18 protein-coding genes are annotated in these 19,502 nt (G+C 73.4%); 11 read left to right on the top strand and 7 right to left on the bottom strand.

Features of this window, described 5'->3' with window-relative positions; translation table 11 throughout:
* Positions 1-83 precede the first annotated feature (83 nt).
* Positions 84-440, top strand: coding sequence for a hypothetical protein (locus AB0O36_RS07250; RefSeq protein ID WP_365105314.1), 357 nt, complete (start codon positions 84-86; stop codon positions 438-440).
* Between the two features lie 73 nt (positions 441-513).
* On the opposite strand, the gene AB0O36_RS07245 is transcribed toward AB0O36_RS07250, so the two are convergent.
* The 3 genes from AB0O36_RS07245 to AB0O36_RS07235 form a co-directional block, all read right to left on the bottom strand.
* On the bottom strand, positions 514-1,401 hold the full coding sequence (locus AB0O36_RS07245; RefSeq protein WP_365105311.1) for a squalene/phytoene synthase family protein: 888 nt from the start codon (positions 1,399-1,401) through the stop codon (positions 514-516).
* Positions 1,402-1,523: 122 nt separating this feature from the next.
* On the bottom strand, positions 1,524-2,420 hold the full coding sequence (locus tag AB0O36_RS07240; RefSeq protein WP_365105308.1) for a YhjD/YihY/BrkB family envelope integrity protein: 897 nt from the start codon (positions 2,418-2,420) through the stop codon (positions 1,524-1,526).
* Between the two features lie 127 nt (positions 2,421-2,547).
* On the bottom strand, positions 2,548-3,327 hold the full coding sequence (locus AB0O36_RS07235) for a TetR/AcrR family transcriptional regulator C-terminal domain-containing protein (RefSeq protein WP_365105305.1): 780 nt from the start codon (positions 3,325-3,327) through the stop codon (positions 2,548-2,550).
* Positions 3,328-3,458: 131 nt separating this feature from the next.
* On the opposite strand from AB0O36_RS07235, the gene AB0O36_RS07230 reads away from it, so the two are divergent.
* Positions 3,459-4,829, top strand: a complete 1,371-nt coding sequence (locus AB0O36_RS07230) for an FAD-dependent monooxygenase (RefSeq protein ID WP_365105303.1) — start codon at positions 3,459-3,461, stop codon at positions 4,827-4,829.
* Here the strand turns inward: AB0O36_RS07230 and paaK are convergent.
* Positions 4,798-6,093, bottom strand: a complete 1,296-nt coding sequence (gene paaK, locus AB0O36_RS07225) for a phenylacetate--CoA ligase PaaK (protein ID WP_365105300.1) — start codon at positions 6,091-6,093, stop codon at positions 4,798-4,800. The two genes, AB0O36_RS07230 and paaK, sit on opposite strands and share 32 nt — an antisense overlap.
* 102 nt (positions 6,094-6,195) lie before the next feature.
* Here paaK and AB0O36_RS07220 point away from each other — a divergent pair, with 102 nt between their 5' ends.
* Positions 6,196-7,050 carry an alpha/beta hydrolase gene (locus tag AB0O36_RS07220; RefSeq protein ID WP_365105297.1) on the top strand — a complete coding sequence of 285 codons (855 nt, stop codon included), beginning with the start codon at positions 6,196-6,198 and terminating at the stop codon, positions 7,048-7,050.
* A gap of 207 nt (positions 7,051-7,257) precedes the next feature.
* The gene (locus tag AB0O36_RS07215; protein ID WP_365105294.1) at positions 7,258-7,476 is read left to right on the top strand and encodes a hypothetical protein; all 219 of its coding nucleotides are present in this window, start codon (positions 7,258-7,260) and stop codon (positions 7,474-7,476) included.
* 165 nt (positions 7,477-7,641) lie between these two features.
* On the opposite strand, the gene AB0O36_RS07210 is transcribed toward AB0O36_RS07215, so the two are convergent.
* Complete coding sequence (locus AB0O36_RS07210) at positions 7,642-9,276, bottom strand: acyl-CoA synthetase (protein ID WP_365105291.1); 1,635 nt, start codon at positions 9,274-9,276, stop codon at positions 7,642-7,644.
* Between the two features lie 188 nt (positions 9,277-9,464).
* On the opposite strand from AB0O36_RS07210, the gene AB0O36_RS07205 reads away from it, so the two are divergent.
* The 5 genes from AB0O36_RS07205 (at position 9,465) to AB0O36_RS07185 (ending at position 14,159) form a co-directional block, all read left to right on the top strand.
* Positions 9,465-10,265 carry a crotonase/enoyl-CoA hydratase family protein gene (locus AB0O36_RS07205; RefSeq protein WP_365105289.1) on the top strand — a complete coding sequence of 267 codons (801 nt, stop codon included), beginning with the start codon at positions 9,465-9,467 and terminating at the stop codon, positions 10,263-10,265.
* A gap of 204 nt (positions 10,266-10,469) precedes the next feature.
* On the top strand, positions 10,470-11,435 hold the full coding sequence (locus tag AB0O36_RS07200; RefSeq protein WP_365105286.1) for an OB-fold domain-containing protein: 966 nt from the start codon (positions 10,470-10,472) through the stop codon (positions 11,433-11,435).
* The gene (locus AB0O36_RS07195) at positions 11,432-12,532 is read left to right on the top strand and encodes a thiolase domain-containing protein (RefSeq protein WP_365105284.1); all 1,101 of its coding nucleotides are present in this window, start codon (positions 11,432-11,434) and stop codon (positions 12,530-12,532) included. The genes AB0O36_RS07200 and AB0O36_RS07195 overlap by 4 nt, the downstream gene beginning before the upstream one ends.
* Positions 12,529-13,746, top strand: a complete 1,218-nt coding sequence (locus tag AB0O36_RS07190) for a thiolase domain-containing protein (protein ID WP_365105281.1) — start codon at positions 12,529-12,531, stop codon at positions 13,744-13,746. The genes AB0O36_RS07195 and AB0O36_RS07190 overlap by 4 nt, the downstream gene beginning before the upstream one ends.
* Positions 13,747-13,919: 173 nt before the next feature.
* Positions 13,920-14,159 (top strand): DUF397 domain-containing protein, encoded by a 240-nt coding sequence (locus tag AB0O36_RS07185; RefSeq protein WP_365105279.1) that lies wholly within the window; start codon positions 13,920-13,922, stop codon positions 14,157-14,159.
* A 67-nt stretch (positions 14,160-14,226) separates the two neighbouring features.
* On the opposite strand, the gene AB0O36_RS07180 is transcribed toward AB0O36_RS07185, so the two are convergent.
* Both AB0O36_RS07180 and AB0O36_RS07175 read right to left on the bottom strand, forming a co-directional pair.
* Complete coding sequence (locus tag AB0O36_RS07180; protein ID WP_365105276.1) at positions 14,227-15,090, bottom strand: hypothetical protein; 864 nt, start codon at positions 15,088-15,090, stop codon at positions 14,227-14,229.
* 110 nt (positions 15,091-15,200) lie between these two features.
* Positions 15,201-15,641, bottom strand: a complete 441-nt coding sequence (locus AB0O36_RS07175) for a hypothetical protein (protein WP_365105273.1) — start codon at positions 15,639-15,641, stop codon at positions 15,201-15,203.
* 261 nt (positions 15,642-15,902) lie between these two features.
* Between AB0O36_RS07175 and AB0O36_RS07170 the strand changes: the two genes are divergently transcribed.
* Both AB0O36_RS07170 and AB0O36_RS07165 read left to right on the top strand, forming a co-directional pair.
* On the top strand, positions 15,903-16,316 hold the full coding sequence (locus AB0O36_RS07170; protein WP_365105271.1) for an ACT domain-containing protein: 414 nt from the start codon (positions 15,903-15,905) through the stop codon (positions 16,314-16,316).
* A gap of 210 nt (positions 16,317-16,526) precedes the next feature.
* Positions 16,527-19,394: an AAA family ATPase gene (locus AB0O36_RS07165; RefSeq protein WP_365105269.1), complete on the top strand. Its 2,868-nt coding sequence runs from the start codon at positions 16,527-16,529 to the stop codon at positions 19,392-19,394.
* Positions 19,395-19,502: the final 108 nt, after the last annotated feature.

The raw sequence follows: 19,502 nt of genomic DNA, 5'->3' as shown, positions 1-19,502 counted from the left end.
TGGCCGGCGTGCGCCGGGCGCCGGTATCGTCCGGGCTCCCGCGGGCCGTGCCGATGGCCCGCCGAGCGCAGGGAGTGATCCCGATGAGCAGCGGCCGGCGACCCACGACGACCCTGTGGCGACCCACCGGTCCCCAGGAGCTGGAGCTGGTCCGGGAGTCGGACTGGCGCGCCTGGCCGCCGCGGCTGCCCGACCAGCCGATCTTCTACCCGGTGCTCAACGAGGACTACGCGATCCGGATCGCGCGGGACTGGAACGTCAAGCACAGCGGTGTCGGCTACGTCACCCGCTTCGAGGTCGATTCGGAGTTCCTCGGCCGCTACCCCGTGCAGCAGGTGGGAGGCCGGACGATCCTGGAGCTGTGGGTGCCGGCGGAGGAGCTGGACGGGTTCAATGCGCACATCGTCGGCAGGATCGAGGTCGTGCACGAGTTCCGGTAGCGCCCCCGGGCGGCCGGGGCCGACGGCCGCTGTCGGCCGCCGGTGGCCATCGGCCGGTCGTCCGCGCCGGTGGTCAGCGGCCGGTGGCGGTGCGGGTCAGGATGCGCAGGGGGGCCAGCGTGCCGTAGCCGATGTCCCGGCGCAGCGCCGCGGGTCCGGCGCGTTCGACCAGCGTGAGCTGGTGGGCCATCAGCTCCAGCATGGTGCGCCCGACCCGGCGGAGACCCGGGTCGGCGTGGCCGACCACGTCCCGCGCGGCATCGAGCGAGGTCCGGGCGAGGGCGCACTCACCGGCCAGGAGCGCCCGCACCGCGGCGGTGTCGCGGTGCTGTTCGAGGTCGGCGCGGGTCACCCCGTGTTCCGCCAGCCGGTCGAGCGGCAGGCACAGGCGGCCCGCGGCCAGGTCGCCCGCCAGGTCGGCGAGGAAGTCGACCCGCTGGGCGGCGTCCACGAAACGGCGCCAGGCCGCGGCCTGTTCCCGGTCCGGTCCGCCCGGGTACTGCAGTCCGGTGAAGACGGTGATCCCCGGCCAGGCGTACGCGTCGAGGTAGGCCTGGAAGTCGGCCTCGGCGGCGAAGCCGGTGAAGCCGGCCTCGGCGCTCTCCGCGCCCGCCAGGAAGTCGGTGATCCAGTGGCCGGGCAGCCCGCGCACCGACACGGCGTGAGCGTACGCCCGCAGGACCGGATCCGTGCCGCCCCCGGCGGCGAGGCCCTCGGCCAGCCCGGCGAGGCCGGCGGACCGCTCCTCGGCCGTGCCGTTCTCGGCGATGTCGTCGACCAGGTTCATGAAGGCCAGACCCGCCGTCAGGTACGGGACCAGGGGCGGCGCGGCCAGCAGCCGCAGGGCCAGGTACGGGGCCTTCTCACGGCCGAGTACACGGCGGGCGGCCGCGGTGTAGTCGGCGCGCAGGGCCGGGTCGGCGATGTCGGCCGCGGTGAGGGTGCGGCGCCAGCTGGGCACGGGACGGCTCCAATCGGGTGATCGAGTGATCACCGTACCGGGAGGGTGCCGCGGGCCGGGCGGGGGAGTGGGTGCGAGGGAGCCGGCCGGGGGACCGTCGGCCCCGGGAGCCCGCCGGAGGGTCACGGCGGAGAGTCGGTCCGCGGCTCCGGCGGTGGCTCCGGCGGTGGCTCGGTCGGTGGTTCCGCCGAGGGATCGGCTGGCGGGAGGACGCCGGTGCGCCGCAGCCGGCGGAGGGTGATGTGCTCGTGCACCATCCGCCCCAGCAGGGCGCCGCCGTAGACCACGAAGCCGACGCCGACCAGCCAGGACTGCACGACCAGGAGGGTGCCGAAGGGCCCGTAGGTGACGGCGTTCGACGCGATCAGTGGCGAGAACACCAGCTGGGAGAAGATGCGCAGGCCCAGCAGGCCGGCGCTGGTCGCCACCGCGCCCGGCAGCAGCGGCCGCCACCGCACCCGGCCGCCCAGCAGGACGCGTTGCGAGACCCAGAAGAACAGGCAGGTGCCGATGAGGTCCCCGAGGGTGCCCGAGACGGTGCCGGCGGGGTTGTGCGGCGGGGACGGGATCAGTACCAGCAGGCCGAGGTAGCAGACCAGCAGGGCCAGCCACACGACGTGCCGCCACATGGTGTGCCAGCGGGCCGTGGGCAGGTCCCAGATCTTCTCGTAGCAGGTCTGGACGGCCGAGCCGAAGGTCAGGCCGAAGACGGTGAGGGCGGCCAGGCCGAACGCCGTGGTGCGTTCCAGGGCCAGGTCGGCCGAACCGAACAGCGCTTCGAGCTGGGCCTGGGAGGCAGCCGTGACCCCGAGGGCCTGCGCGAACCAGCGGCCGAAGTTCTCCCCGCTGCCCGGAGCGGCGGCGGCCACGACGATCAGCAGCGGTACCAGGGTGAGGAATCCGAGTGCGGCGAACCCCATCGCCCGGTGCATGAGCTCGATCTCCCGGCCCCGGTTCCACAGCAGACCGACCTGGGAGGCCAGGAGCCGGTCGTGCAGGTGCCGGAACGTCGAGGTCACACCAGGTGCCCTACCCGCCGTCCGGCCGGGGCCCGCGGCGCCGGGCGGCAAGACCGCCCGAAGGGGTGCATACGGCAGGGTGCCCGCGGGGCCTGCGGGTGCCGCGGTCCCCGCGGGGGTCGTGGCCCTACGCCCGGCTCCGTGCGGTGACGAGTGCCTCCAGGCCGTCCAGGATGCGTTCGAGGCCGAACTCCAGTGCCTGGTTCCGTTCCTCCGGCCGGGCCGCGGCCTCGGCCAGGGCTCCGGTCAGCGCCGGGTAGCGGTCGCCGTGGTCGCCCGTCAGACGGCGCATCACCGAGGCCAGCCGGTCCTCCGGGGCCTCGTCCGAGCCCTCCGGGCCTTCCGGTTCCTCCGGTTCCTCCGGTTCCTGCGGGTGCTCCGCGGGGCCCGCCAGGGCGCGGGTCTGCTGGGCGATGCCCCGGACGTGCCCGGTGAGCAGGACCACCGCGTCCAGCCGCTCGGCCCCGGTCAGGCCCGTCCCCTCCAGCGCGCCGAGGGCCTCCTCAGTCCAGTCGAGTTCCCGGGGGCCCATCACCCGGGCTCCGAGAGTGGCGTCCAGCAGCCAGGGGTGCTGCCGGAAGACCGCCGCCTGGGACCGGGCCCAGTGGCCGAGCCGCTCCCGCCAGCCCTGGCCGGCCGGAGTTCCCGCCGCTGCTCCCGGTGGTTCGCCGATCGCCGACTCGACCATCAGGGCGACCAGTTCGGCCCGGCCGGGAACGTAGCGGTAGAGCGACATCTTGGTCTTGCCCAGCCGTTCGGCCACGCGCTGCATGGACAGCGCCGCCAGCCCCTCCGCATCGGCGATCCCGACCCCGGCATCGGCGATCCGGTCCAGGCTCAGGGCCGGCTTGGGCCCCCGTCGCGGCCCGGCGGGCGGCCCCCACAGCAGCCGCACCGTCTCCTCCATCCCCGCTCCCTCCCTTGCGTCGGCCAAAAACTGTGTCTACCGTACACACATAGAAATTGCGTCCATGGGACACAGTTGATGTGGCCCGCGGCGCTGCCCGACTCCACCCGACCCGACCCGAGGAGCAGTCCATGTCCCGCAGCACACGTACCGGCCGTACCGTCCTCATCTCCGGTGCGGGCATCGCAGGTTCCGCCCTCGCCCACTGGCTCGGCCGGTACGGCTTCGAGGTCACGGTCGTGGAGGTCGCCCCGGCCCTGCGCGAGGGCGGTCAGGCCGTGGACTTCCGCGGCGACACCCACTTCACCGTGCTGGAGCGGACGGGCGTGCTCGACCGGCTGCGGGCGGTGGGGACCGGCGGCAGTCCCATGCGCTTCGTAGACGAGGGCGGGAGTGAACTGCTGCACCTGCCCGCCGAGTTCGCGGGCGGGGACCTCGAGGTCCTGCGCGGGGACCTGGTCCGGGTGCTGTACGAGCACAGCCTCCCCTGCGCCGCCTACCGCTTCGGCGACTCGATCACCTCGCTGACGGACACCGGGGACGAAGTCCGCGTCACCTTCCGCCACGCGGAGCCGGCGGCGTACGACCTGGTGATCGGCGCCGACGGCCTGCACTCGAACGTCCGCCGGCTCGCCTTCGGACCGGAGGAGCGGTACGTGCGCCACCTCGGCTACTACGCGGCCACCTGGAGCCTCCCGAACCACCTCGGCCTCGTCTTCGGCGAGGGGTCCGTCGGCCTCAACGCCCCCGGGCGGCTCGCCAGTGCCGGCACCGACCACCGGCACCCCGGCCGGGCGCGCGCCTTCTTCCTCTTCGCCGCCCCGGAACCCGGCCACGCCCGGCAGGACCTCCACCGGCAGAAGGCCCTGCTCGCCGAGGCGTTCGCCGGCCTCGGCTGGGAGGTCCCCCGGCTCCTGCGGTCCCTCGAAGACGCCCCCGAGGTGTACTTCGACTCCATCAGCCGGGCCGACGTCGACTCCTGGTCCGCCGGCCGGATCGCCCTGGTGGGCGATGCCGCCTGCGGTGCCACCATCGGCGGCATGGGCACCGGCACGGGCATGGTCGCCGCGCACGTCCTCGCCGGGGAGCTGGCCGCCGACCCCGACCACCGCGCCGCTTTCGCCCGCTACGAGCGGCTGCTCCGGCCCTACGCGGAGCGCTGCCAGAAAGGCGGCGACCGGACCGGCCCCTTCCTCGCTCCCCGCACCCCCTGGGGCCTGCGCACCCGCAACGCCCTGCTCGGGCGGCCCCGGATCCTCCACCGGATGATGGAGGAGGGCAGGAGAGCCACCAACACGATGGCCCTGCCGGATTACCGACCGGCGGCGCCGGTGCCGCCCACGACCTGCACGACCTCCGCGACACCCACGATGTCCGTGATGCCCATGGCGCCCATGGCGCCCACGATGTCCGCGACGCCCGACACGCCGGCCATGCCCGACGCCGCCAGGGCCGCGCCGGCCACGCCTGCTATGCGTCCCTCAGGTCCACGATCCGCTTGATCTTGCCGATCGACCGCTCCAGGGTCCCCGGGTCGACGATCTCCACCGCCACCGACACCCCGATGCCCTCCTTGACCGCGCGCACCACGGCCGCCGCCGCGGCCTCGCGCCCGGCGGTGCCCACCCCGGCGCGGGCCTCCGCGCGGACCGTCAGGGCGTCCATCCGGCCCTCCCGGGTCAGCCGGAGCTGGAAGTGCGGCGCCACTCCGGCCGTGCGGAGCAGGATCTCCTCGATGTTCGACGGGTACAGGTTGACCCCGCGCAGGATGATCATGTCGTCGGTGCGCCCGGTGATCCGCTCCATCCGCCGGAACGCCGGCCGGGCCGTGCCCGGCAGCAGCCTCGTCAGGTCGCGGGTGCGGTAGCGGACCACCGGCATCGCCTCCTTGGTGAGGGAGGTGAACACCAGCTCGCCGGGCTCGCCCTCCGGCAGCACCTCGCCGGTCACCGGATCCACCACCTCGGGCAGGAAGTGGTCCTCGAAGACGTGCAGGCCGTCCTTGGTCTCGGCGTACTCCTGCGCGACACCGGGGCCCATCACCTCGGACAGCCCGTATATGTCCACCGCGTCGATGCCGAGCCGCTCCTCGATCTCCCGGCGCATCTCCTCCGTCCAGGGCTCCGCCCCGAAGATGCCCGTGCGCAGCGAGGTCGTCCGCGGGTCGATGCCCTGGCGCTCCATCTCGTCCAGCAGGGTCAGCATGTACGAGGGCGTGACCATGATGATCTCGGGGCGGAAGTCCTGGATCAGCCGGACCTGGCGGTCCGTCATCCCACCGGACGCGGGCACGACCGTACAGCCGAGCCGTTCGGCGCCGTAGTGCGCGCCGAGGCCGCCGGTGAACAGGCCGTAACCGTAGGCGATGTGCACCACGTCCCCGGGCCGGCCGCCGGCCGCGCGGATCGCCCGCGCCACCACGTCGGCCCACACCTCCAGGTCGCGTTCCGTGTAGCCCACCACGGTGGGCCGTCCGGTGGTGCCGCTGGAGGCGTGGATGCGCCGGACCTCCGTCCGTGGCACGGCGAACATCCCGAAGGGGTAGTTCTCCCGCAGGTCCGCCTTGGTGGTGAAGGGGAAGCGGGCCAGGTCGGCCAGGGACCGGCAGTCCTCCGGGCGCACTCCCGCCTTGTCGAAGGACTCGCGGTAGAACGGCACCCGGTCGTAGACCCGGTGCAGGGTGGCGCGCAGCCGCTCCAGCTGCAGCGCCTCCAGCTCGTCACGGCCCAGCCGCTCGCCCTCGTCCGTCCCGTGCGTCGCGTTCATGCCGTCGCCCCCTCACGCCAACCGACCGATCATTCGGTAGCTTGCCGGACCGCGCCCGCATATTCAATGACTCGAACGGGTGATCGCTGCTTTGATGGCCCCATGCCGATCTTCACCACCACTGACGGGACCCGGCTCGCCTACCGGGTCGAGGGCCGGGGCGAACCCCTGGTCTGCCTGCCCGGAGGGCCGATGCGGGCCGCCGAGTACCTCGGCGACCTGGGCGGACTCGCCGCCACCCGGAGCCTGGTCCTGCTGGACCTCCGCGGCACGGGCGACTCCGACGCCCCGGCCGACGGCGGCACGTACCGGGTGGACCGCCAGGTCGCCGACGTCGAGGCGCTCCGCGGCCACCTCGGCCTGGAGCGCATGGACGTGCTGAGCCACTCGGCCGGCGGGCTCCTGGCCCAGCTGTACGCCGCCGCGCACCCGGAGCGGCTTCGGCGGCTCCTGATGGTCACCCCGAACGCCACGGCCCTCGGCCTCCCCGCCACCCCGGGGCACCGGCTGGCGGCGGCCCGGCTGCGGCAGGACACCGTGCCCGGATTCGCCGCGGCGGTGACGGCGTACGAGCGGATCCTCGCGGGCGAGGACGAGGACGACGAGCTGTGGGACCGGGCGATGCCGGTGTTCTACGGCCGCTGGGACGACACGGCGCGGGCGGACGCGGAGGCGGGCGAGCGGCAGCAGAACGAGGAGGCGGCCCTGGCCTACTCCGGGCCGGGGGCCTTCGACCCGCCCGCGACCCGGGAGGCGCTGCGGGCGGTGACCGCGGAGGTGCTGGTCCTGGCGGGGGAGTTCGACGGGAACCCTCCGCCCGTGCTGGCCGCGGAGATCGCCGCGGTCTTCCCGCGGGGCGCCGTCGCCGTCCAGCCGGGCGCGGCCCACTTCCCCTTCCTCGACGACCCGGCGTGGTTCGCCGCGCGGGCTGAGCGGTTCCTCGCCACGGGCGGCTGACGGCCGGGAACGAGGCGTCCCGACCGCGCGCGGCAGTTCCGGGGGCGGCCGCGGGAAGCGCGCCAAGCGCGGGCGGCGGGCCCGGCGTACCGTCGGTAGGGAGACCTCGGAGATCTCACAGGCGTCAGAGACCTCCGAATTCTCGGACCTCCGAATTCTCTCGGACCTCCGAATCCTCGGAGACCTCCGCCGAAGGGAGGAGCGGCGATGTCCGTCATCGATCCCGCGGTCTCGGTGCACCTCGGCGCAGCCGACGCGCGCCGGCTGGTCGGACTGCTCGCCGAGGTCTCCCGGCTGCTGGAGGACCCCGGACCCGACCGGCTCACCGAAGCGCAGGTCCGGGCACTGGCCGGTTCCTCCGCGGATCGCCGGGAACTCGCCGAGCGCACCCGCAACCTGGCCGCCGAACTCCGCGGCAAGCTCTAGGGTCTGTACGGCCGCCTCCGCAGGCTCCGGGCACCCCCGGCATGCCGGCCGCGCGACCCGCGCCCGGCCCGGCCCGGCCCGGTCGGCCTGCGAGCAGGGCGCGGACCGGGTGCGGAAGGGCGCGGACCGGGCATGGAAGGCGCGGGGCGGGCCCGGGCCGGGTGGCTACGCCTCCGGGCCGGCCGTGTCGGCCGCCGCGGCGACCGCCTTGGCCCAGCGGTAGTCCGCCTTGCCGCTCGGGGAACGGCGGATCTCCGGGGTGATCACCAGTTGGCGGGGGATCTTGTAGCCCGCCAGCTTCGTCCGGCAGTGGGTCTGGATCTGCTCCAGGGTCGGGGCGTCGGCGCCGGGGCGGACCTGGACCACCGCCGCCACGTGGTTGCCCCACTTCGCGTCCGGGACCCCCGCGACCAGCGCGTCGTACACGTCCGGGTGTGCCTTCAGCGCCTGCTCGACCTCCTCCGGATAGACCTTCTCGCCACCGGTGTTGATGCACTGCGAGCCGCGTCCCAGGACCGTGACGATGCCCGAGCCGTCGACCGTGGCCATGTCGCCCAGCAGGACCCACCGTTCGCCGTTCCGCCGGAAGAAGGTCTCCGCGGTCTTCGCGGGGTCGTTGTAGTAGCCCAGCGGTACGTGGCCGCGCTGCGCCAGGCGTCCGGGTTCGCCGACCGCGACCGGCGCGTGGGTCACCGGGTCGACCACCGCCGTCCGTTCGTTCACCTCCAGGCGGAAGCCCTTCTCCGGCCCGGAGTCGTCCGTCGCCTTCCCGTTGGAACCGGACTCCGAGGAACCGAAGTTGTTCAGGAGCAGGGCGTTCGGCACCAGCTCCCGGAGTTCGGCGCGCACCGTCTCCGACATGATCGCCCCGGACGAGGAGATGCTGAACAGGGAGGACATGTCCGTGCCCCGCAGCGGTCCGCGCAACGCGTCGATCAGGGGCCGCAGCATCGCGTCGCCGACCAGGGAGATGCTCGACACCTTCTCCTTCTCGATGGTGCGCAGCACCTCCTCGGGCGCGTACTTGCGGTGGATGACGATCCGCTGCCCGTAGTTGAAGGCCACGAACGAGGTCAGCGTCGACGTGCCGTGCATCAGAGGGGGAGCGGGGAAGAAGGTCAGCCCGGCGCCGCCCGCCGCCACCCGCTCCGCGAGCTCCTCCGGCCGCTTCACCGGCTCGCCCGAGGGCGCCCCGCCGAACAGCCCGGCGAAGAAGAGGTCCTCCTGACGCCACATCACGCCCTTGGGCATGCCGGTGGTGCCGCCGGTGTAGATGATGAACAGGTCGTCGGCGGAGCGCGGCGGGAATCCGCGCCCCGGCGAGCCGGCGGCCTCCGCGTCGGCGAACTCCACCACGTCGAGGGACGGCGCGTCCGCCGGCGGTTCCCCCACCCGGACCAGGTGCCGCAGCTTCTCCGTCTGCGGCAGCGCCGCCGCCACCATGCCGGTGAACTCCGCGTCGAAGACCAGCGCGGCCAGGTCGGCGTCGTTGTAGAGGTAGACCAGCTCCTCCTCCACGTAGCGGTAGTTCACGTTCACCGGCACCAGGCGGGCCTTGAGGCAGGCGAGCACCGTCTGCAGGTATTCGACGCCGTTGTAGAGGTGCAGCCCCAGGTGCTCGCCCGCCCGCAGGCCGCTGTCCAGCAGGTGGTGGGCGAGGCGGTTGGCCGCGTCGTCCAGCTCCCGGTACGTCAGCCTGCTCTCCGCTCCGCTCCCGGGGTGGTCCACGTACACGAGGGCCTCGCGGTCCGGCACCACGTCGACCACCGACTCGAAAAGGTCGGCAAGGTTGTACTCCACCGTTCCTCCTGATCCCGTGCCCTGTGTTGACCCGGCTGCCCCCGGCCCGCCGATGGCGGTCATTAGATCGCCGCCCACTCCAACTGGGAAGGGGCTCGGCGAATTAATCTGACTGAGCGTCAGAAAGCTATTGAACTGCACCCGCCCCTCCTGCAACCTGTTCTAGTCTTGAGGACGGGAGGACGGCAATGGGTGGGACGGAACACCTGACCGTGGAACGGCAGGGCGCCACACTGGTGCTCACCATGAACAGGCCCGAGGCCAAGAACGCGCTCTCACTGCCCCTGCTGGTCGGGCTCCACGACGGCTGGCTGGAGGCCGACGAGGACGACGAGGTCCGCTCGATCGTGCTCACCGGCGCCGGAGGCGACTTCTGCGCGGGAATGGACCTGAAGGCCCTGGCCGGCAAGGGCATGGACGGCGACCACCACCGGGACCGCCTGAAGGCCGACCCGGACCTGCACTGGAAGGCGATGCTGCGCCACCACCGGCCGCGCAAACCGGTGATCGCGGCCGTCGAGGGCTACTGCGTGGCCGGCGGCACCGAGATCCTGCAGGGCACCGACATCCGTGTCGCGGGCGCGGGCGCCACCTTCGGCCTCTTCGAGGTCAGGCGCGGCCTGTTCCCGATCGGCGGCTCCACCGTCCGCCTCCAGCGCCAGATCCCGCGCACCCACGCGCTGGAGATGCTGCTCACCGGCCGCCCGTACACCGCCGAGGAGGCCGCCCGGGTCGGTCTGGTCGGCCATGTCGTCCCGGACGGCACCGCGCTGGCGAAGGCCCTGGAGATCGCCGAGCAGATCAACGCGTGCGGTCCGCTGGCCGTCGAGGCCGTCAAGGCATCGGTGTACGAGACCGCCGAGATGACCGAGACCGACGGGCTCGCCTCCGAACTCAGCCGTGGCTGGCCGGTCTTCGACACGGCCGACGCCAAGGAAGGCGCCAAGGCCTTCGCCGAGAAACGCCCTCCGGTGTACCGCCGGGCCTGAACGGCGGGCCCATCGGCACCCCCGGCCACCGCCGCATGTCCGGCCCGACGCGCAGGCCCGCCCGTCGTCCGGCCCGCAGCCGCCGCAGCATCCGCCACAGCCCGCAGCCGCCGGTGCGGCCCGCAGCCGGTGGTGCAGCCCGTCGTACCGTCCGCCACGCCCCGCAGCCCGCAGCGGCGGGAACCGCAGATTCGGAGACCAGCCATGACCCAAGCCGCGCCCCCGCCCGACCTGCTCCGCGCCCCCCTCGTCGTGGAATTCCCCTTCACCCGGTCCCTCGGACCCGTCCAGAGCGCCTTCCTCACCGGCCTGCGCGAGCGCACCGTGCTCGGTGTGAAGACCTCCGACGGCACCGTCATGGTCCCGCCCGTCGAGTACGACCCGGTCACCGCCGAGGAGCTCCGCGAACTGGTCGAGGTCGCCCCCACCGGCACCGTCACCACCTTCGCCTGGAACGACCACCCCCGCCCGAACCAGCCCCTGGACACCCCCTTCGCCTGGGTCCTCGTACGGCTCGACGGCGCCGGCACCGCCCTCCTGCACGCCCTCGACGCGCCCGGCCCGGAAGCCGTGCGCACCGGCATGCGCGTCCGCATCCGCTGGGCCGCCGAACGCACCGGCGCCATCACCGACATCGCCTGCTTCGAGCCGGCCGACGCCCCCTCCGCCACGGCGGAACCCGCCCCGCACGACGGCACCTTCGACGATCCCGTCACCGGCATCGTCGCCCCCGCCCGGCTCGACTACACCTACAGCCCCGGCCGCGCCCAGACCGCGTACATCAACGCCCTCGCCGAGCGGCGGACCGTCGGCGAGCGCTGCCCCTCCTGCCACAAGGTGTACGTCCCGCCCCGCGGCGCCTGCCCCACCTGCGGGGTCGCCACCACCGACCGGGTGGAGGTGGGCCCGGCGGGCACCGTCACCACCTTCTGCATCGTCAACATCAAGGCGAAGAACCTGGACATCGAGGTGCCGTACGTCTACGCCCACATCGCCCTGGACGGGGCGGGCCTCGCCCTGCACGGGCGGATCGGCGGCATCCCCTACGACCGGGTCCGGATGGGCCTCCGCGTCGAACCCGTGTGGACCGAGGGCGGCGGCCACCCCGACCACTACCGCCCCACCGGCGAACCCGACGCCGCGTACGACACGTACAAGGAGCTGCTGTGACCGACGCGCACGCGCACGCGAACCGGAACCGCAAGGCAAGCCGCACCCGATACGCGCGCGAGGTCGCGGTCGTCGCCTTCGCGCAGAGCGACCACCTGCGCCGCACCGACGAGCTCAGCGAAGTCGAGATGGTCATGCCGGTGCTGCACGAGGTGCTGCGGCAGACCGGCCTGAAGGCCGGGGAGATCGGCTTCACCTGCTCCGGATCCTCCGACTACCTCGCCGGGCGCGCCTTCTCCTTCACCATGACCCTCGACGGCGTCGGCGCCTGGCCGCCCATCTCCGAGTCCCACGTGGAGATGGACGGCGCCTGGGCCCTCTACGAGGCATGGGTGAAACTCCAGACCGGCGACGCCGACACCGCGCTCGTCTACTCGTACGGGAAGTCCTCGCCCGGCCCGCTCCGAGACGTCCTCACCCGCCAGCTCGACCCGTACTACCTGGCCCCGCTGTGGCCCGACTCGGTCGCCCTGGCCGCCCTCCAGGCCCAGGCCCTCGTCGACGCGGGCGAGAGCGACGAAGCGGCCCTCGCCGCCATCGGCGCCCGCAGCCGGGCCGCCGCCGAGGACAACCCGCACGCCCAGCTCCGCGGCACCGTCCCGCAGGGCGACTACCGGGTGCGGCCGCTGCGCACCGGCGACTGCCCGCCGATCGGCGACGGCGCCGCCGCCGTGGTCCTCGCGGCCGGTGACACCGCCCGCGCGCTGTGCGCGCGCCCCGCCTGGATCACCGGCATCGACCACCGCATCGAGGCGCACTCCCTCGGCCTGCGCGACCTCACCGACTCCCCGTCGTCCCGCACCGCCGCCGAACACGCGGGACTGTTCGACGGGCCCGTCGACACGGCCGAACTCCACGCGCCGTTCACCGCGCAGGAGGTGGTGCTGCGCAAGGCACTCCGGCTGGACGACTCGGTCACCGTCAACCCCTCGGGCGGCGCCCTGGCCGCCAATCCCCTGATGGCGGCCGGCCTGATCCGCATAGGCGAGGCCGCCGCCCGCATCCACCGCGGCGAGTCCGACCGGGCCGTCGCCCACGCCACGTCCGGCCCCTGCCTCCAGCAGAACCTGGTGGCCGTCCTCGAGGGGGAGTCATGACAGAGCCCACGGCACCGGCGGCATCAGCGGCACCGGCCGTACCGGCGGCGGGGAAGGAACCGGTGGCGGTCGTCGGCATCGGCCAGACCAAGCACGTCGCGGCCCGCCACGACGTGTCCCTCGCCGGACTGGTCCGCGAAGCGGCCACCCGCGCCCTCGCCGACGCCGAACTGACCTGGGCCGACATCGACGCCGTCGTCATCGGCAAGGCCCCGGACTTCTTCGAGGGCGTCATGATGCCGGAGCTCTACCTGGCGGACGCCCTCGGTGCCGTCGGCAAGCCGATGCTGCGCGTGCACACCGCCGGATCCGTCGGCGGCTCCACCGCCCTGGTCGCGGCCAACCTGGTGGCCGCGCGGGTCCACCGGACCGTCCTCACCCTCGCCTTCGAGAAGCAGTCCGAGTCCAACGCCATGTGGGGGCTCTCCCTGCCCGTTCCCTTCCAGCAGCCGCTGCTGGCCGGCGCGGGCGGCTTCTTCGCCCCGCACGTGCGGGCGTACATGCGGCGGACCGGCGCCCCCGACTCGGTGGGCTCCCTGGTCGCGTACAAGGACCGCCGCAACGCGCTGAAGAACCCGTACGCGCACCTGCACGAGCACGGCATCACCCTGGAGAAGGTGCAGTCCTCCCCGATGCTGTGGGACCCGATCCGGTACTCCGAAACCTGCCCGTCCTCGGACGGCGCCTGCGCGATGGTCCTCACCGACCGGGCGGGCGCGGCCCGTTCCCCGCGCCCGCCGGCCTGGCTGCACGGCGGTGCGATGCGCAGCGAGCCCACCCTGTTCGCCGGGAAGGACTTCGTCTCCCCGCAGGCGGGCAAGGACTGTGCCGCCGACGTCTACCGGCAGGCGGGGATCACCGACCCGCGCCGGCAGATCGACGCGGTCGAGATGTACGTGCCGTTCTCCTGGTACGAGCCGATGTGGCTGGAGAACCTCGGCTTCGCGGAGGAGGGCGAGGGCTGGAAGCTCACCGAGGCCGGGGTGACCGAACTCGACGGGGACCTTCCGGTCAACCCGTCCGGCGGGGTCCTCTCCACCAACCCCATCGGCGCCTCCGGCATGATCCGGTTCGCCGAGGCCGCGCTCCAGGTGCGCGGGCAGGCCGGGGAGCACCAGGTGCCGGGGGCGCGCCGGGCACTGGGCCACGCGTACGGCGGCGGCGCCCAGTTCTTCGCGATGTGGCTGGTGGGCGCCGAACCGCCGTCCTCCTGACCAGGGCCGGCGCCGGGCCGCGTCGAACGGCCGTGCACGGAAAGGGAATTCCGCGGAAGGGGCCGGATCGGCCACGAGGGGCGCGAGTGACGCACCGTGGCCTGTCCGGCACCGCCCGCTGTGGTTAACCTTGCCCCCGGACGACGACACATGCGGTACGGGAGGAGCACCACGTGGCCGAGAGCACGATTTCGCAGCCCCTCGCCGGCTGGGGCAAGCCGGACCTCGATCTGACCGGGGCGGAGTGGCAGTCGAGCAGCCGGGGCGCGGGCGACGTACAGATCGCCTTCGTCGAGGGATTCATCGCCCTGCGCAACAGCGAGCGCCCGGAGAGCCCCTCGCTGATCTTCGCGCCGGACGAGTGGCGGGCGTTCGTCCTCGGCGCCCGCGGCGGTGACTTCGACCTCACCTAGGCGTACCGGGTCGTGATCACCGGGTGGTCCGGGTGCGGTCTTCGACCCGGACCACCGGGAGGCGGGTTCAGCCCTTCGCGAGGATCGCCTTCGCCGCGGCGACCTTCTGCCGGTGGACGTCCTGCAGCTTCTGGAGGAGTTGCCGGTCCTTGGCGATCATCGCCGTCTGGAGCTTCGACTCCTCGGTGAACCACACGTCCAGCAGGCCGGTCCGGCGCTTGCAGGCGACATCGGCGCCTGCCGTCGCCTTCTCCCGCTCCGTCACGGGGCCTTCGCGGAATTCCTGCGCAGCGAACGGATCACGAGGTGATGCGTATGTGTATCCATTCTTCTGCATACATGCCGACCAATTCCTGAAGCCGGCCTGTACTTCCGGCCGCTGCATGGACTGCTCGTAGCTCTGCGACGATATCCGGCTGGCGGCCTCGGCTCCTTCCGGATCCGAGTATTGCTTGCGAAGGTCGCTCTGGGCCTGTCCGAGGCATCCGTTTTCCGGGACCTTCTGCCCCCGGAATTCGGCGGGCGCGGACCCGTCCTCCCGCTTGCCGTACAGAACGGCGCGTACGTCGGCGTCGACCTGCGCGGGTTGCTTCGGGGCCTCGCTGGGATCCATGCGATAGCCGAAGAGGGCGGCGGACTTCTCGTCCGACAGGCCGTACCGGCGGTCGGCGACCGGCTGGGGCGGATTCGGCGGGGGCGGCTGGTAGGTCAGGGAGAAGCGGGCCATGCAGGTACGTGCCAGCATGTGCTCGGCCGCTCCGATGGAGGCGTACTCCGCGTCCGTGTAGCTGTACGCGGCGATGGGCAGGCGGTACGTATAGGACCCCTTCGCCGCCTCGGAATCCTTGGTGGGGCGGCTCGACCGCGCCGGGTCGCCGTCATCCTGCGATCCCTGTGCCGTGCACCCCACCAGGGCGATCATGGCCAGCATGGCTGGCACCAAACGTCTCATCTGGTTGCTCCTGCTGAGCCCCGTGCGGGCCATGAGGGAGGTCACACGGGGCCTGCATGCAAAGAAGGAACGGTTTACCCGTCAGCCCGTCAGTTGAACTTGTAGCAGTTCGAGCCGGACGCGCCGAACGCCAGCGCGGCGTTGTTGTTGTACGTGTTCGCCAGACGGTTGGCGTTCGTGTACGGGGCGACGGTGTCGCAGGCGCCGTTGTAGCCGCTGTTGAAGAAGATCGTGGTCGGGGTGGGGCTGCCGTTGTAGAAGGAGGCCGCGCCGTTCTTCACCGGCGTGCCCTTGCCGGCACCCGAGTCCAGGAACTTGTAGCCCGCGAGGTCGCTGATGCTGCCGTTGATGCCGCCGCTGCCGGTGAACGTCGTGCGCGATCCGCTCAGGCCGGAGTTGTAATAGAAGGTGCCGCAGTTGGCCTCTCCCGTGCAGTAAATGCCGACGCCGGCCTGTGCCGGAGTCACGCTGAAGGCCAGGGCGGCCGCAGCGGGAAGCGCAACGGCCATCACGCGCCGAATGTTGGTCATGAATATCCTCCAGAAACCTTGATCGCCAGAGTGGCGAGGGTGGAGTGTAGGTGGACGCCGAGCCGTCGAGTCAAGCCAGTTAAGCAAGGCTTGAGGTTTCCCTCGCAGCGCCGATCAACGCGGAGTGAATGACCAGTCGACGCGGAGTCAGAATCCTCGTGCCGGCGGACACTCGATGCTCCTGCCGCGAGTGCATTCGTGCGCGCGCCCGGTGCCGCGGGTCGGCCGGAGCCCGCCCGCTCCGCCGGGTACGGTGGGTGCGTGATGGCCGAGCGTGACCTGGAGCGGCTGCTGAGCGGCATGCGGCCCGAACTGCTGGACGAGAGGTACGTCTTCACCACGGTGGAGGGCGCCGAGGTGCCGGCCGGGCTGCGGCCCGCGGCCACCGTGCGGGAACCCGAAGGGCTCACCCTGGTGCTGCGTCAGGAGGAGGCCGACGCGGCCGGGCTGCCGTACGACCACGTCGCCGGGTGGATCACCCTCCGCGTCCACTCCGCGCTCGACGCGGTCGGCCTCACCGGAGCCTTCGCCGCCGAACTCGCCGCGCACGGGCTGAGCTGCAACGTCATCGCCGGCTACCACCACGACCACCTGCTCGTTCCCGCCGAACGGGCCGCCGAGGCCGTCACCGTGCTGGAACGACTGGCCGCCCGCGCCGGATCCGCCGAAACCTGACGCCCGCCCTCCCGACCGCCGCCCGGCCGGACGCGTGGGCACACCGCCCCGCCGGCCGTTCCACGTCGATTCCCGCCCCGCGCGTCTCGGCAGCGTACGCGCCTCACCCGCCTGTCAGGTGAAGATCCGATCTTTCACGGACAGATGGCTCCACCCGCGCGTGCGCGGGCGTACGCTGAACCTCCGAACAGGCCGGGGGGTTAACCAGCGATGACGGACCGCCGGACGCACATGCGGCGCACCATGCTCGAACGCGAGGCCGAACTGGCCACCGTCGACGAGGCCCTGGACCGGCTCACCGGCCCCGCGGCCGACGGAGGCGGAGCACTGCTCGCCTTCTCCGGCCCGGCCGGACTCGGCAAGACCACCCTGCTCGCCGAACTCCGCCGCCGCGCCCACGTCCGGCACTGCACCGTGCTCTCCGCCCGCGGCGGCGAACAGGAGCAGAGCCAGCCCTTCCACGTCGCCCGCCAGCTGCTCCAGCCCCAGCTGGCCGGCACCAACGAGGAGGAACTCCGTTCCGCCCTCGGGTCCTGGTACGCCATCGTCGCCCCCGCCCTCGGGCTGCGCGCCCCCGAGGAAGGCGCCCCGCCCGACCCCCAGGGCCTGCGCGACGGCCTCGACTGGGTCCTCACCCACCTCGCCGTCCAGCGGGCCCCCATGGTCCTCGTCCTCGACGACGCCCACTGGGCCGACCCCGAATCCCTCGGCTGGCTCGCCGCCTTCGCCCCGCGCGCCGAACACCTCCCGCTGCTGCTCGTCGTCGCCTACCGCCCCGACGAACTCCCCGCCCACGCCGAGGCGTTCCGTACGCTCCCCGGCCGCGCCGGACAGCGCCCCCTCTCCCTGGAGCCCCTCACCGCCGACGCCGTGCGCACCCTGGTGAGGGAAACGGTCGGGGCCCACGCCGACGAAGCCTTCTGCCGGGAAGCCTGGGCCGTCACCGCCGGAAACCCCTTCGAGACCGTCGAACTCACCGCCAAGGTCCGCGACCGCTCCCTCGCCCCGGTGGAATCCAGCGCACCCCTGCTCCGCGACCTCGCCGCCGCCCAGCAGGGCGACGGACTCGTCGCCCGCCTGCACAGCCTCGGCCCCGCCACCGTCCGGTTCGCGTGGGCCTGCGCCGTACTCGGCACCGCCATCCCGCAGGAGATCGCCGCCCGGGTCGCCGCCCTCGGCACCGCCGAAGCGGTCTCCGCCACCGTCCGGCTGCGCGCCGCCCGTATCCTCTCCGCCGCCGGAGAGGACGGCGAGGGCCTCGAATTCGTCCACCCGCTCATCGCCACCGCCCTCTACCGGTCCATCCCGGAGGCCCTCCGGACCGCCCTGCACGGCAAGGCCGCGGCCGCCGTCGTCGACGCCGGACTCGGGTCCTCCGCCGCCGCCCGGCACCTCCTGGAAACGCACCCGGAGAGCGACCCGTGGGTCGTCCGCACCCTCCGCGAAGCCGCCGGCGAGAACCTTCGCGCCGGTGCCCCGGAGGCCGCCCGCCGCCAGCTCGCCCGCGCCCTCCTCGAACCACCCGACTTCGGCGAACGCGCCGCCGTCCTCTACGAACTCGGCTGCGCCTCCCTGCTCACCGAGCCCGCCACCACCGTCAACCACCTGCGCGCCGCCCTCGCCGAGCCCTTCGACGACCCCGCCCTCCGCCAGGGCATCGTCATCCGGCTCGCCCAGGTCCTCGCCCACAGCGACCGCCTCGCCGAAGCCTCCGAGGCACTCGCCGCCGAGATCCCGCACACCCCTGACTCCCGCGGCCGGCTCCGCCTGACCTCCGAACAGTTCATGTGGGACGCCTTCCGCTCCGACGAACCCGACTCCCCGGCCCGCTCCCGCCGCCTCCACCGCCTCGCCGACCGCGACCTCACCGAGCGCTACGTCATCGGCCTGCGCGCCTGGGACGCCACCCTGCGCGGCGAACCCGTCGACGTGGTGCTCCACCACGCCCGCCGCGCCCTCGGCGACCGGTTCAGCTGGGCCGAGGAGGACCGGGGCTTCGAAGTCCCCGTCCTCGTCGCCCTCACCCACCTCTACGCCGACCGGCCCGGCCGCGCCGAGGAACTCTTCGAAGCCGGCACCGCCGAGTTCGAACGCCAGGGCTGGCGCGGCGCCCACCTGTCATTCGCCTACGGCCTGCACGCCTACATCCGCTTCCGGCGCGGCCGGCTGGCCGAAGCCGAGGAACTGGCCCGGGCCGGCCTCAGCCTCGCCGAGCGCGTCGGCCGCCGCACCCCCGTCCACTGGTACGCCGTCGCCATCCTCATCGAGATCCTGCTCGCCCGCGGCCGGACCGACGAGGCATGGGACCTCGCCCGGGACCACGAGTACGGGGAACCCTTCCCGGCCGCCGTGGTCTTCCCCGACTCCCAGACCGTCTACGCCGAACTGCTCCTCGCCCGCGGCGACCGCAAGGCCGCGACCGCCGAACTGGAGGCGGTGGACCGGCGCCTGACCCCGCGCGGCATCCAGAACCCGTCCTGGTGCCCCTGGCGCCTCCACCTGGCCCGCGCGGTGGCGCCGGACGACCCGGCGCGGGCCCGCGCCCTGACCGCCGAAGCCCTGCGCAGGGCACGCGCCTTCGGCGCCCCTTCCGCCATCGGCCAGGCCCTCCGCTACGCCGCCGAGGTCGCCCCGGCCGCGGAACGCGTCGCACTGCTGACCGAATCCGTCCAGCTGCTCGCCGCCTCCCCGGCCGGGTACGAACTGGCCTGCTCCCTCGCCGAACTCGGCACCGCACTCGGCGACACCGAAGTCCTGACCCGTGCCGTGGTCACCGCCCGCGAATGCGGGGCCGACGGCCTGGTGGCGGAGGCCACGAGCACCCTCCTCCGCCTCGGCGGCGCCCCGCCCGGCGGACCGCCGGCCGGGGAGGGACCGGCCGAGGACGCGCTGACCGAGGCCGAACGGGCGGTGGCGGAACTCGCCGTGCGCACCACCCCGCCGCCCCTGGTCATCCTCGACCACCCGCAGCGCCCCGCCGACGCCGCGCTCTCGGTCGTCTACCGCAAGCTCGGCACCGACCGGGCCGGCCTCGCCGAAGCCCTCGCCGCCGCCGGCGCGGGATCCGCCCGCCCCTGAGCGACCGGCCCGCCCGGCCGTGGCGGGCCCGGCCCGTCCGCCGTGGCCGCCCCGCCCCGGCCCGGCCGTCCATGGCGTGAACGTTCAAGACGCCCGGCGGGCACCGCC

It is taken from the genome of Streptomyces sp. NPDC089799 (genome assembly GCF_040684755.1).
Taxonomy (GTDB): Bacteria; Actinomycetota; Actinomycetes; order Streptomycetales; family Streptomycetaceae; genus Streptomyces.
This window is presented reverse-complemented; position numbering and strand designations above follow the sequence as displayed.